Genomic DNA, 13,526 nt, shown 5'->3' with positions numbered 1-13,526 from the left:
TACGGGGCAGGCCGTTCGTGCGGTGCAGGCGGTGCGGTGGTGCGCGGCGGCCGTCGGCGTCACGCCGCCCCCGACGTCCCGGCCTCGACGGCGGCGGCCCAGGCCCGGAGGCCCTCGTCCACCGCCGTCTCGTCGATCACCAGGGCCGGGATCATCCGCACCACCTGGTTCCAGGCCCCGCAGAGCAGCAGGAGCAGTCCTTCGTCGACGGCGGCCCGCTGCACCCGGGCGGCGGTCTCCGGGTCCGGCTCGCCGTCCTCGGTGACGAACTCGCTGGCCAGCATCAGCCCCATCCCCCGTACGTCGCCGATGGCCGGGTTCCGGGACGCCACCGCCTCCAGGCCGTGGCGGAGCCGGGCACCCATCGCCCCGGCGTTCTCGACGAGCTTCTCGTCGCGTACGACGTCCAGCGTGGCGCAGGCCGCCGCGCACGCGACCGCGTTGGCGCCGTACGTGCCGCCCTGCGAGCCCGCCCAGGCCTTGCGCATCAGCTCCTCGGGGGCGGCGATGCCGGAGAGCGGGAAGCCGCTGGCGAGGCCCTTGGCGGTGACGAGGACGTCCGGGGCGACACCGAAGTGCTCGTGGCCCCAGAACCGGCCGGTGCGGCCCACGCCGGTCTGCACCTCGTCGAGGATCAGCAGGAAGCCGTGGCGGTCGGCCCGCTCCCGCAGGCCCTGGAGGAAGGCGCGGTTCGCGGGGACGTACCCGCCCTCGCCGAGCACCGGTTCGACGATCACGGCGGCGGTGTCGGCGGGTGAGGAGATCGTCTGGAGGGTGTAGTCGAGTTCCTTCAGGGCGAAGCGGGTGGCGGTCTCCTCGTCCCAGCCGTAGCGGAAGGCCGTCGGGAAGGGGGTGACGACCACGCCGCTCATCAGCGGCGAGAACCCGGACCGGAAGCGGGTGCCGGAGGTGGTCATGGAGGCGGCGGCGACCGTGCGGCCGTGGAAGCCGCCGTGGCAGACCAGCACGTTGGGCCGTCCGGTGGCCTGGCGGGCCAGGCGCAGCGCGGCCTCGACCGCCTCGCTGCCGGAGTTGGTGAAGAACAGACTGTCCAGTCCCGGCGGCAGCACCTCGCCAAGCCTGTCGACCAGGCGGCGCAGCGGCGGGTGCATGACGGTCGTGTACTGGCCGTGGACCAGGGTGGCGACCTGCTCCTGGGCGGCGGCCACGACCCTGGGGTGGCAGTGGCCGGTGCTGGTGACGCCGATGCCGGCGGTGAAGTCCAGATAGCGGCGGCCGTCCTCGCCGTCGAGGTGGACGCCCTCGCCCCGGACGGCCACCACGGGGGTGGCCTGGCGAAGGTGCGGCGACAGTGCGGTCATGCTCGTCTCCCGGCCTGTTCGTCGGTGTCCTGCGGTCCCCCGAGCCTTCCCGCCCCGGCGGGCACGGCAACGCGTGATCTGTCCGGCCGGGGCAGCGTGTCCGGACGATGTGTCAGGCGTTCGGCGTAGCCTGGGTGCCCAGGGAGGCACCGTGAGCGAGAACCGGCAGCCCGGCCCGGCGGGCCGGCCGCCCACCGTGGCCGACGTGCTGGCCCTGCCGGTCCTGGCCGGTGGCGATCCGCGGGTGGTGGCGGGCGAGGAGCACCTGGACCGCCCGGTCCGCTGGGTCCACGTCACCGAACTGACGGACCCCGCCTCCTTCCTCAAGGGCGGCGAACTCGTCCTCACCACCGGCATGCCCCTGCCCGACGACTGGGCCGGGGTCCGCCGCTACGTCGACGAACTCGCGGCCGTCGGTGCCGCCGCCCTGGTCATGGAGCTGGTACGCCGCTATCACCGGCCGCCCGACGCCCTGGTCCGGGCCTGCCGTGCGCGCGGACTGCCCCTCGTCACGCTCGCCAGGGACGTCAACTTCCTGGAGGTCACCCAGGTCGTCCACACCCTGATCCTCGGCCACCAGGCGGACGCGATGCGCCGGACCCAGCGTGTCCACGAGGCGTTCACCGCCCTCACCCTGCGCGGCGCGGGCCCCGAGGAGGTGCTGCGCGCCGCGGCGGAGATGAGCGGCCGCACGGTCGTGCTGGAGAACCTGGTGCACCGGGCGCTGGCCTGCGAGCCCTCCGGGACCACGGCCCAGGCCGCGCTCACGGACTGGGAGCGGCGCTCCCGCACCACGCCCGCCACCGACCGCGCGGGGGTCTCCGGTCCCGAGGGCTGGCTCGCGGCCCCGGTGGAGTACCAGGGCGAGCGGTGGGGGCGCGTCGTCATGCTCCCCCGCACGCTCCCCGCCGCGCTCCCCGGCCGGGACTGCGGGCCCGAGGACGTCACGGTGCTGGAGCGGACCGCGATGGCGCTCACCATCGCGCGCCTCACCCGTCCCACGCCGTGGGAGCGCACCGCCCACCGCAACGCCCTGCGCGACCTGGTCGAGCAGCGTCACCGCTCCCCCGCGGACGCACGGGCCCGCGTCGCGGCCCTGGGGCTGCCCGCGGAACACGTCCGCCTGGTCGCGGTCCTCGCGGACCTGCCGCCCGAGCGGGACGGGGAGGCCACCGAGTTCCGGCTCTCCGAGGAGCTGACCGCCACGGGGGCAGCGGCCCTCGTGGGGCTCCTGTCCCCCGGCCGGCTCGGCGTGCTGCTGGCGCTGCGCCCGGCCCGGCCGTGGCGCGAGACCGTCGAGCGGGTGGCCCGCGCCGCGCTGGACGCGGCCCCGGGCGCGACGGTGAGCGTGGGTGCGCCGGCCGGGGACCTCGCCGATGTGGCCCGCTCGTTCCGGGAGGCCGCCCGGGTGGCCGAGGCCACCGAGCCCGGCCGGCCCCTCCCCGCCGGCCGTTCCTTCCACGAGCGGGCCGACATCGGCCTGCGCCGCCTGCTGTACGCCCTGCGCGACGACCCGCGCGTCCAGGACTACGCGGAACGGCGGCTGGGCCCGCTGCTCGACCACGACGCCCGGCACGGCACCGACCTGGTGGCGACCCTGCGCGGCTATCTGGACGCTGCGGGCAACAAGACGGTGGCCGCCCGCTCGGCGGGTCTGTCCCGGGAGACCGTCTACCAACGGCTGCGCACCATCGAGCGGTTGCTCGGCGGCGACCTGGAGTCCGGCGAGCAGCGCACCGAACTCCACGCCGCCCTGCACGCCGTCGACGCGCTGCGGGCACCCCCGGTCGCCCCGCCGCCGATCGGGACCGGGCCGGGGACCGATGAGTTTCCCCCCGGCCCGCGGTCGTAGTGGTACACAGTCCGGAAACGAAACGTTGAGGAACTCCCCATGCGTACTCTGATCAGCACCGCCTTCGTCTCGCTCGACGGTGTCGTGGAGGCCCCCGGCGGCGAGCCCGGCTACCGGAACTCCGGCTGGACCTTCAAGCTCGTGGACTTCCTCCCCGAGGCGTACGAGATCAAGGGCCGGGAGCAGAGCGAAGCCGCGGCACTGCTCCTCGGCCGGGTCAGCTACGAGGCGTTCAGCCCGGTGTGGCCGGACATGGCGGAGTTCCCCGAGTACCGGACGATGCCGAAGTACGTCGTCTCCACCACCCTCACCGATGACGACCTGGTCACGAACTGGGGCGAGACGACGATCCTGCGCTCGCTCGACGAGGTCGCCGCGCTGAAGGAGGGCGAGGGCGGCCCCATCATCGTCCACGGCAGCGCCGCCCTGAACCGGAGCCTGTCGGACGCCGGGCTGATCGACCGCTACCACCTGCTGGTCTTCCCGCTCCTCCTCGGCGCGGGCAAGCGGCTGTTCAGCGACACGGACAAGGACGCGCAGCGGCTGAGGCTCGTCGAGCACGAGGTCTACGCCAACGGCCTGCAGAAGAACGTCTTCGACGTCGTCCGCTGAACCGCCCGGCGAGCGGTGGTCCCCAGGGACCACCGCTCGCCGTCCATGGGCTGTGCTCAGGCGCCCTCGGCGGCACCTTCCACGGTCTCCTGCGCGAAGACGGCGTGCAGTCGCCGGGTGTGGTCGACCCGCCGTTCCGCTCCGGTGAGCGTGACCGTCGCCGTCAGCCGCGGCTCGGTGCTGGACGCGGCGAACCGCAGTTCCAGGTCGCCCGGTTCGACGATCCGGCGGCCGTCGCGGCCGGTGAAGGAGGCGAGGTCGGCGGGCACCTCGACGTGCACCCTGCGGGCCTCGCCGGGGGCCAGCGGCACCCGCGTGTAGCCGATGAGGCGCTGCACCGGCTGGACGACGGAGGCGACCGGGTCGTGCAGGTAGAGCTGCACCACCTCGGTGCCGTGCCGTTCGCCGGTGTTGCGGACGGTGAGCTCCAGCGCGAACGCTCCGTCGGTCGGCGCCTCCTTGGTGTGCGCTTCGAGGTCGCTCCAGGCGAACGTGGTGTACGTGAGCCCGTGCCCGAAACCGAAGGCCGGCGACGGGTCGATGTTGGACACCTCGCTGGCCTGGGCGAGCCGCGCCCCCAGGTAGGTGGTCGGCTGGGCACCCGCGCTGCCGGGCACGCTGACGGGCAGTCTCCCGGAGGGGCTGGTGCGCCCGCCGAGCACGCCGGCGATCGCGGCGGTGCCCTCCTCCCCGGGGAAGAACGACTGCACGATCGCGGCGGACTCGGCCGCGGCGCGGCCCAGCGCGTAGGGCCGTCCGGCGAGCAGGACGGTGACCACCGGCCTGCCGGTGTCGAGCAGCGCGTCGAGGAGCTGCTGCTGGGCGCCGGGCAGCGTGAGGGACTCGGCGTCGCAGCCCTCGCCGCTGGTGCCCCGGCCGAACAGGCCCGCGCGGTCGCCGAGTACGGCGACGACGACGTCCGCGTCCCGGGCCGCGTCCACCGCCTCGCCGATGCCGGACACCTCGCCGTCGTCGACACCGGTGCCGCGGGCGACGGTGATGTCGGCGTCGGGGAACTCGGCGGTCAGGGTGTCGTGCAGGGTGGGCAGGTCGATGCCGACCGGGACCTCCGGGTGCTGCACCCCGACGTGCCGCGGGAAGGAGTAGCAGCCGAGTACGGCGGTGGCCTCGGTGGCGTTGGGGCCGACCAGGGCGATGCGGCGGGGCCGGGCGAGCGGCAGGGTGCCGTCGTTGGTGAGCAGGACGACCGCCTTCTCGGCGATCTCGCGGGCCAGTTCCCGGTTCTCGGCCCGGTCCAGGTCGATCCGGCCGCGCAGCGCCTCCGGGTCCGTGAGGTCCACCCCGTCGAGCGCGGGCGGGACCGGGCTCCAGTCCGGGTCGAGCAGTCCGAGCAACGCCTTCTGGCCGAGTACGCGGCGCAGCGCCCGGTCGACGAGCGCCTCGGGGACCCGGCCCTCGGTGACCGCCTCGACGAGCGGTGCGCCGAACGTCTTGACGGTGGGCAGTTCGACGTCCACGCCCGCCCCCAGCGCGGCGCCCGCGGCGTCGGCCCAGTCGGCGGCGATGCCGTGCAGGGTCTTGAGGAAGGCGATGCCGAAGTAGTCGGCGACGACCGTTCCCTCGAAGCCCCAGGTGTCGCGCAGCAGCCCGGTCAGCAGCGTCTCGTCGGCCGCTGCGGGTACGCCGTCGATGTCGGTGTAGGCGTGCATGACGGAGCGGGTGCCGCCCTCGCGGACCGCCATCTCGAACGGCGGCAGCAGGACGTCGGCCCGCTCGCGGGCGCCCACGGACGACGGGGCGAGGTTGCGGCCGGCGCGGGAGGCGGAGTAGCCGACGAAGTGCTTGAGGGTGGCGACGATCCCGGTGGACTCCAGGCCCTGGACGTACGCGGTGCCGATGGTGCCGACGAGGTAGGGGTCCTCGCCGATGGTCTCCTCGACCCGGCCCCAGCGGGCGTCGCGGACCACGTCGAGGACGGGCGCGAGGCCCTGGTGGACGCCGACGGACCGCATGTCGCGGCCGATGGCGGCGGCCATCCGGCACACCGCGTCCGGGTCGAAGGTGGCGCCCCAGGACAGTGGGACGGGGTAGGCGGTGGCGCCCCAGGCGGCGAAGCCGGCCAGGCACTCGTCGTGCGCGAGGGCGGGGATGCCGAACCGGTTGGCCGACGTGATGCGGGCCTGGCTGCGCATGAGCGAGAGGGCACCCAGCGCGGGGTCGACGGGGACCGTGCCGAACGGGCGGGTCAGCTGGCCCAGTCCGGTGGGGAGAAGCGCATCGAGGTCGACGGCCTCCTCCATGTCGTGCTGATGCGGGGCGACTTCGCCGCCCTGGTCGGAGGCGCCCACCCACACTCCGTACAGCTGGGCGATCTTCTCCTCGAGGGTCATCGCGGCGACGAGCGCGTCGACTCTGGTGGCGACGGGGTGGGTGGGGTCGTTCCAGAGGGGGATTTCGGGGGTGGTCTCTACGGCCACGTCGGCAGTCACTTTCCTCCGACACCCATCAGCCCCTGGATCAGGGCACGACGGGCGAACAGGTAGACGAGCAGGATGGGCACCATGGACAGCACCACGGCTCCCAGCAGACCGGGGATGTCGATGCCGTGCGCGGTCTGGAAGTTGTACAGACCCAGGGTGACCACCTTGGTGGACTCGGACTGGGTCAGCACCAGCGGGAACAGGAAGCCGTTCCACGCCTGGAGTGCGGAGAACACCACGATCGTGGAGAGTCCCCCGCGGGACAGCGGCACGACGAGCTGGAAGAACATGCGCCGCGGGCTCGCGCCGTCCATCGCCATGGCCTCGTACAGCTCCGGGGAGATGTCCCGCATCGCACCGCTGAGGATGAGCGCGGACATCGGCAGGCAGAACGCGGCCGTGGGCAGGATGACGCCGAGCAGGTTGTCGTACAGCCCGGCTTCGCTGATCAGGTAGAACATCGGCACGATCACGGCCTGGGCCGGGATGGCGAGGCCGAGCAGGAACAGCCGGAAGATCGCCGACGTGGCCCTGCCGCGGCTGCGGACGATGGCGTAGGCGAGCGGCGGGACCAGCAGCAGCACGATGCCGATCACGCAGGCGGTGACGACGAGCGTGTTGAAGAAGTACTGGCCGAAGCCGGAGTCGAAGGCGCCGGTGAAGTTGTCCAGCGTGAAGCTGTCCGGGAGCGAGACCGGGCCGTTCTCGGCGTAGTCCTGGCGGGTGCGCAGGGTCGCGGCGAGCAGCACGAACAGCGGCAGTCCGACCACGAAGAGCCAGACGAGCGAGCCGACGCCGGCCACGTAGTTGGGTCGGCGCCTCATGACACACCCTCCATGGAGCTGCGCATCTTGTCGTAGCCGGAGACCCGGACGACGATCAGCGAGATGATCGTGGCCGCCACGACCAGGGCCAGGGCGATCGCGGAACCGATGCCGTAGTCGAAGCTCTTGAAGGCCTTGTCGTACATGTAGTAGGCGCTGATGGTGGTGTCGGTGCCCGGGCCGCCCTGGGTCAGGATGAGGACCGTCTCGAACGTGGTCAGGCCGCCGACGATCATCAGGATCATCGAGGTGATCATGGAGGTGCGCAGCTGCGGCAGGGTGATGTGGAAGAACTGCCGGTAGCGGCCCGCCCCGTCGATCTCCGCCGCCTGGTAGAGCACCGGCGGGACGGCGCGGGCGGCGCCCTGGTAGATCAGCGTGTGGAACGGCGTGAACTGCCAGGTGCTGACGAACGCCAGCACCCCGATGGCGGTGGTCTGTTCACCGAACAGGTTGCCGTCGCCGAAGAGCCACGTCGCCTCCGCCGGGATGCCGAAGTTCGGGTCGAGCAGCGCCCGCCACAGCACGGACACCGCCGTCGCGGACAGCAGCAGGGGGATGAAGTAGATGACCGACAGGACGGCGCGGTTGCGCTGGTGACCGGCGGCCCAGACGCCGAGCATGATGCTCAGCGGGGTCTGGAGGACCACGCCGAGCACGGTGAGCAGCAGGGTCAGCCAGATGCTCTTGAGCATCACCGGGTCGTCGATGAGGCGCGACCAGTTGTCCGTGCCGACGAACTCGGGCGAGCTGATGCCGTCCCAGCTCATGAAGGACAGCACCGCCACCATGATCAGCGGGACGATCGCGAAGAGGGCGAAGAACAGTGCGGCGGGAACCGCCCAGGCGAAGCTGGGGCGGCCCACCGTCGTCGCGGACGCGGCGGGCGGCCGCCGCCGGGACTCCTTGCGGGGTCCGGCGGCGGGCCGTTCGCTCGTGAGGTGTGTGGTCATGAGCCGTTCGTCACTCGGTCGGGAGGGCCTGCATGGCCTTGATGAAGCCGTCCGTGTCGAGCTGTCCGTTGAAGAACTGCTGGATGGCCTTGTGCATGTCCGAGCTGGCCTTCTGCGGGTACGCCTGGTCCCAGGACAGCTGGAAGTTCGGGGCGTCGGCGACGAGGTCGTACTGGAAGCGCGAGTACTCGGGGGTGCCCGAGCTGTCGATGAACTTGTCGGTGTTGGTGGTGGTCGGCAGGTTGCCGATGTCGAGCTGCGCCTTGACGAACTCGTCGGAGTACATGAGCTTCAGGAACTCGGCGACCGCCTCGGGGTGCTTGGTCTTCTTCATCACCGAGTAGTAGTTGTTGGTGTTGCCGGCGACGTTCCCCGGGTCGCCCTTGCCGCCCTCGACGCTCGGGAAGGCGGTGTAACCGAGGTCCTTCTCGGCGAACTCCTTGTGGTCCGTGAGCTGCTGGGAGTAGTACCAGGAGCCCATCAGCTCGAAGCCGGCCTTGCCGGAGGCCACGAGCTGGACCGAGCCGCCGTTGGTGTACTTGACGGAGTCGTAGTTCTTGCCGAAGGCGCCGGTGTCGACGAGCTCCTTGATCATGTCCAGGGCCTTCTTGCTGTCCGCGCTCTCCCAGGCGCTCTTGTCGCCGCCGACAGCCTTGGCGAACAGCTCGGGACCGGCTATGCGGTCGTAGAGGTACTGGAACCACATCTGGGTCGGCCACACGTCGCCGCCGCCGAGCGCGATCGGGGTGACACCCGCGTCCTTGAGCTTGTCCACCGCGGCGAGCAGCTCGTCCCAGGTCTTCGGCGGCTGGACGCCCGCGTCCTCGAGGACCTTCTTGTTGTGGAAGAGCAGGACCGGCTGGGTGCCGCGCATCGGTATGCCGTACGGCTTGCCGTCGACGACGGCGCTGTTGAAGACGGACGGGAGGAACTTGTCCTTGAGGCCCGGGTCCTTCTTGATGAAGTCGTCGAGCGGCAGCAGCAGGTCCGCCTTGACGAACGGCTTGATGCTGCCCCCGCCCCAGTTGAAGAAGACGTCCGGGGCCTGCGGGGTGTTGATGATCGTCTGGAGCTTCGTCTGGTAGTCGGCACCGGGGATGGTGTCGAGCACCGCCTTGACGTCGGACGTCTTGTTGAAGGTGTCGACGATCTGCTGTTCGACCTTGTTGCTGGCGTCCCCGTAGACCAGGACATGGATCTTGCCGTCGTTCGACGACGCCCCGCCGTCCCCGTCACCGCAGGCCGACAGGCTCAGCGCCAGGGCGAGCGTCGCGCTGGTGGCGACCAGTCTGGGCAAGCGCGCACGTGTCTTCATCGTTCGCCTTTCGAAAGTTTCGGCACCATCACCGAAAGTCCATGCTGGTCGGACAGTAAAGTGAGACCGGATTTCTGGTCAATGGCCGTGCGGCTGCCGACTCAAAACGTTATCGATCGCATGGCCTATCCTTCCTGCATGCACGATGAAGTTGAGGTGGGCGCCCGGGTGACCCTGGCCGAGGTGGCGAAAGAGGCGGGGGTCTCTCCTCCGACAGTTTCGAAGGTCCTCAACGGTCGTTCGGATGTCTCCAGCACCACCCGGGCCAGGGTGGAGCGGCTTCTCGAGGTGCACGGCTACCGTCGGCGCAACGCGAGCCCGCCGCGCTCGCCGCTGGTCGAACTCGTCTTCCACGAGCTGGACAGCGTCTGGGCGATGGAACTCGTCCGGGGTGTGGAGGACGTCGCCAAGGCCAACCGGACCGAGGTCGTACTCACCCGCAGCGGCACCCGGCACGCACCCGCGCCGGACTGGATCGACGGCGTGCTCAGGCGCAGGCCGCTGGGCGTGGTACTGGTCTTCTCCTCGCTCCCCGCCGAGGTCAAGCAGCGGCTGCGGTCCTGGAACATCCCCTTCGTCATCGTCGACCCGGCCGGCGACCCCGACCCCGACGTCCCGTCGGTCGGCTCGGCCAACTGGGCCGGGGGCCTGGCGGCCACCCGTCACCTCACCGACCACGGACACGAACGCGTCGCCATCATCACGGGGTTCGAGGACATGCTGTGCTCACTGGCCCGGCTGGACGGCTACCGCTCGGCGATGACGATGGCGGGCCTGCCGATCGACCCGGCCCTGGTCCGGTACGGCGACTACAGCGTGGAGAGCGGCTTCGAGCACGGCATGGACCTGCTGGCGGGTCCCAACCGGCCGACGGCGGTCTTCGCGGGCAGCGACCTCCAGGCGCTCGGGGTGCTGGAGGCGGCCCGCGTCAGGGGCCTGCGGGTCCCTCAGGACCTCTCGGTCGTGGGCTACGACGACGTGCCGCTGGCCCAGTGGTCGAGCCCGCCGCTGACCACCGTCCACCAGCCGCTGCGGCACATGGCCGAGGAGGCCACCCGCATGCTCTTCCGTCCGGACGAGCCCGGCCGGGCCGGCCGGCGCATCGAACTGGCCACGCATCTCGTCGTACGGCAGAGCACGGCGCCAGCGGGCGGGGCTCCCGCTGCGCCCGGCGGCGCGGACACCTGACGGCGAACCGCGGCGGCTCCTACCGGCCCGGGTCCTCGGGCGCGCCATGCACACTGGGCAGGTCGGGCAGGTCGGGCACGTCGGTCATGCGCTCGTCGTAGCCGGTGGCGGGGTCGACGACGCGGCCGGCGGCCCACCAGTTCTCCCTCGCCGTCTCGAAGGCCACCAGCATGACGTCCTCCTCGGGGACGTCCGCGTACAGCCGGAGGTTGGCGACGATCGCCCGGAACAGTTCCGCCTTCTGCTCCGCGCCGCGCCGGTTGAACGACAACTGGATGAACAGGGTGCGCGGGGTGCGCCGCAGGCCGAACACGACCGGCTGTATGACGAAGTTGTCGTCCGCGACCTCGTGGAAGACGTGGAACTGGTCGTCCTGCGGGATCTTCAGCACGTCGACCATGGACTTGTGGAGGGCCTCGGAGACGAGGCGGCGGTACTGGGGCGTGGTTCCCTGCCGCAGGGAAACGGTGATCAGAGGCATGGCGCCGACGCTAGGAGCCGGGCAGGCATTCCGACAGCGAATGTTCGGCATGGTGGATATGCTGTCGCCTCATGGGCATGGCCGATGTGACACTGGCCGGGCTGCGGGTGCTGCGTGAGGTGGCCGAGCGCGGCACCTTCACCGCGGCCGCGCACAGCCTCGGCTTCACGCAGTCGGCGGTCTCCCGGCAGGTGGCCGCGCTGGAACAGGCGACGGGAGCCCGCCTGTTCGACCGCTTCCCCGGCGGTGTCCGGCCGACCGGCGCGGGCCGCGCCCTGCTGCGCCACGCCGTCGCCGCGCTCGACGCCCTGGAGGCGGCCGACCGGGAACTGCGCGGGGTGCGGGACGCCACCGGCCGGGTCCGGCTGGGGTACTTTCCGGCCGCCGGAGCGGTGCTCGTGGCCGACGCCCTGTCGGCACTGCGCCGGGAACACTCCCGTCTGCGGGTGACGACGCGGGAGGGGAGCACACCCGCACTGGTGCGCGCGCTGCGCAGTGGCACCCTCGACCTGGCTCTCCTGACCTCACGGCCCCCGCACCGCTCGCCCGACACGGACGACCCTCCCCTGCACGTCGAACCCCTGCTGGAGACGCGTCTGGCCCTGGCCGTGCCGGCGGACAGCCGCTTCGCCGAACGCGGCACCGCGGACGTCGAGGACATCGCCGCGCAGCCCTGGATCGCCGGTCCCGGCAGCGCGGACGAGCCGCTGCTCGGCGTCTGGCCGGGGCTGCCCGGCCGACCCCGCATCGCGCACACCGCCCGCGACTGGCTGACCAAGCTGCACCTGGTCGCGGCCGGGGCGGGCGTCACCACGGCCTCACCGGCGCTGCTGCCCGTGGTCCCGGACGGCGTACGCTTCGTCGACGTCACGGGCGTCGCGGAGGAAGTACGACGCATCGACCTGGTGTCGCTGCCCGGCCGGCTCACGGCGCCCGCCGGGTCACTGGTCAACGCCCTGCGAAGGCGCGCCGCCGACCTGGCCGGCTGACGCGCGGGGTCGGTGTCTGAGAAGATCTCCGAAGTCGGGCGACCAGGGGGGCCGATGGAAGCGCTGCAGCCAGGGGATCCGGACCGCATAGGCACCTACCGGCTCGTGGGCCGGCTCGGCGCCGGCGGCATGGGACAGGTGTTCCTCGGACGGTCGGCGGGCGGAAGACCCGTGGCCGTCAAGGTGGTTCGCCCGGAGTACGGGGCCGACGCCGGGTTCCGGCGGAGCTTCGCCCGGGAGGTCGAGGCGGCCCGGCGGGTCGGCGGGTTCTTCACCGCGCAGGTCGTCGACGCCGACCCGGACGCGGAACGCCCCTGGCTGGTCAGTGCGTTCGTGCCGGGGCCCTCGCTGCACACGGTGGTGAGCGAGCACGGCGCCCTGCCGGCCGGGGCGCTGCGGGTGCTGGCGGCCGGTCTGGCCGAGGGGCTCGACGCGGTTCACCGGTGCGGCCTAGTGCACCGCGACCTGAAGCCGGGCAACGTGGTCCTGGCGGCCGACGGGCCCCGCGTCATCGACTTCGGCATCGCGCGGGCGCTGGAGGCCACGTCGCACACGGTCAGCGGGGTCGTCGCGGGCACCCCGGCCTACATGTCGCCCGAACAGGCGCGGGGGGACCGCGGGGTCGGTCCCGAGAGCGACGTGTTCGCCCTCGGGTCGGTGCTGGCGTTCGCCGCCACCGGTCGCGCCCCGTTCGGTGACGGGCATCCCGCGGCGATGATGTACCGGATCGTTCAGGAGGAACCGGACCTCACCCTCGTCGATCACGAACTGCGCGGTCTGGTCGCCGCCTGTCTGGCCAAGGACCCCGACGCCCGCCCCACTCCGGCGGGCATCCTCGGCTCGCTCTCGGACGACGCGGTCACCGACGACTGGCTGCCGGCCGCGATCACCCGCATGATCAGCGAGTTCGGGGCCGCACACGGCGTCGGCACCGCATCGGCGGACGCCGAGGCGACACTGGTCCGCGAAACACTCGCCGACGAGACGAAGCCCTACGGGACCGGAGCCGGACCTGGGGCCGGACCCGGAGCCGGACCTGGGGCCGGACCTGGGGCCGCGGCCGCCGCTCCACCCCGGCGCCGCGGACTGGCCCGGCTGATCCCCACCCGCCGCAAGGACGGCCGCGGCACCCCGGAGCACGCGGGCCCGGCCGACCCCGGCGCACGATCCCTCGCGCAGAGCTGGAACGGCCTGCCCTGGGGAGCGAGCGTCGCCGATTTCCGGGCGAGGTTCCCGGACGCGGCCCAGCAGAACGGCGACTGGTGGGTCACGGGCCAGGGTCCCGAGACGTTCTGCGGGGTCACCATGGACGCGCAGTACGCCTTCAACGGCCGCGGCGAGCTGTGTCTGGTCGCCTTCTATCCCGAGCCCGGGGACCGGGAACGCCTTCCCGTGTCGGTCCTCGAGGCGCTGGGCGCGCCGGACGGCACGTCGACCAGGTGGACCAGGGGCAAGGTCGTCGTGGAGGTGAAGGTGGCGGGCGTCGTGGCCACCATGACGCACAGCGGGTTCGACGGCCGCTGAGTCCGGGACGCCCGACACTCCGGGG

Annotated in this window: 11 protein-coding genes; 5 read left to right on the top strand and 6 right to left on the bottom strand. The window is 72.2% G+C overall.

What is annotated here, in order from left to right; genetic code table 11:
- Positions 1-59: 59 nt before the first annotated feature.
- Positions 60-1,322, bottom strand: coding sequence for an aspartate aminotransferase family protein (locus tag ACZ7MF_RS10925; RefSeq protein WP_471475858.1), 1,263 nt, complete (start codon positions 1,320-1,322; stop codon positions 60-62).
- Positions 1,323-1,473: 151 nt separating this feature from the next.
- On the opposite strand from ACZ7MF_RS10925, the gene ACZ7MF_RS10920 reads away from it, so the two are divergent.
- Entirely contained in the window at positions 1,474-3,174 is a 1,701-nt protein-coding gene (locus ACZ7MF_RS10920; protein ID WP_471475857.1) for a PucR family transcriptional regulator, read from the top strand.
- 39 nt (positions 3,175-3,213) lie between these two features.
- Positions 3,214-3,786, top strand: a complete 573-nt coding sequence (locus ACZ7MF_RS10915) for a dihydrofolate reductase family protein (RefSeq protein WP_471475855.1) — start codon at positions 3,214-3,216, stop codon at positions 3,784-3,786.
- A gap of 56 nt (positions 3,787-3,842) precedes the next feature.
- On the opposite strand, the gene ACZ7MF_RS10910 is transcribed toward ACZ7MF_RS10915, so the two are convergent.
- Genes ACZ7MF_RS10910 through ACZ7MF_RS10895 form a run of 4 tightly spaced genes read right to left on the bottom strand, consistent with a single transcriptional unit; the run spans position 3,843 to position 9,319 of the window.
- Positions 3,843-6,236, bottom strand: coding sequence for a beta-xylosidase/alpha-l-arabinosidase (locus ACZ7MF_RS10910; protein ID WP_471475854.1), 2,394 nt, complete (start codon positions 6,234-6,236; stop codon positions 3,843-3,845).
- Entirely contained in the window at positions 6,233-7,051 is an 819-nt protein-coding gene (locus ACZ7MF_RS10905; protein ID WP_471475852.1) for a carbohydrate ABC transporter permease, read from the bottom strand. Before ACZ7MF_RS10905 ends, ACZ7MF_RS10910 begins: the two co-directional genes overlap by 4 nt.
- Positions 7,048-8,004 carry a carbohydrate ABC transporter permease gene (locus tag ACZ7MF_RS10900; RefSeq protein WP_471475851.1) on the bottom strand — a complete coding sequence of 319 codons (957 nt, stop codon included), beginning with the start codon at positions 8,002-8,004 and terminating at the stop codon, positions 7,048-7,050. Before ACZ7MF_RS10900 ends, ACZ7MF_RS10905 begins: the two co-directional genes overlap by 4 nt.
- A 10-nt stretch (positions 8,005-8,014) precedes the next feature.
- The gene (locus ACZ7MF_RS10895; RefSeq protein ID WP_471475849.1) at positions 8,015-9,319 is read right to left on the bottom strand and encodes an ABC transporter substrate-binding protein; all 1,305 of its coding nucleotides are present in this window, start codon (positions 9,317-9,319) and stop codon (positions 8,015-8,017) included.
- 138 nt (positions 9,320-9,457) lie between these two features.
- On the opposite strand from ACZ7MF_RS10895, the gene ACZ7MF_RS10890 reads away from it, so the two are divergent.
- A complete protein-coding gene (locus ACZ7MF_RS10890) occupies positions 9,458-10,507 on the top strand; it encodes a LacI family DNA-binding transcriptional regulator (protein ID WP_471475848.1) in 1,050 nt (349 codons plus the stop codon).
- 19 nt (positions 10,508-10,526) lie between these two features.
- Here the strand turns inward: ACZ7MF_RS10890 and ACZ7MF_RS10885 are convergent, their stop codons facing one another.
- Positions 10,527-10,988: a tautomerase family protein gene (locus tag ACZ7MF_RS10885; RefSeq protein ID WP_471475846.1), complete on the bottom strand. Its 462-nt coding sequence runs from the start codon at positions 10,986-10,988 to the stop codon at positions 10,527-10,529.
- A 71-nt stretch (positions 10,989-11,059) separates the two neighbouring features.
- On the opposite strand from ACZ7MF_RS10885, the gene ACZ7MF_RS10880 reads away from it, so the two are divergent.
- Complete coding sequence (locus ACZ7MF_RS10880) at positions 11,060-11,977, top strand: LysR family transcriptional regulator (protein ID WP_471475845.1); 918 nt, start codon at positions 11,060-11,062, stop codon at positions 11,975-11,977.
- A gap of 54 nt (positions 11,978-12,031) precedes the next feature.
- The gene (locus ACZ7MF_RS10875; RefSeq protein ID WP_471475843.1) at positions 12,032-13,501 is read left to right on the top strand and encodes a serine/threonine-protein kinase; all 1,470 of its coding nucleotides are present in this window, start codon (positions 12,032-12,034) and stop codon (positions 13,499-13,501) included.
- Positions 13,502-13,526: the final 25 nt, after the last annotated feature.

The sequence above is a fragment of the Streptomyces sp. NPDC111628 genome (genome assembly GCF_055635195.1).
The sequence above is the reverse complement of the archived record's forward strand: the minus strand, read 5'-3'. Positions and strand labels throughout refer to the sequence as shown.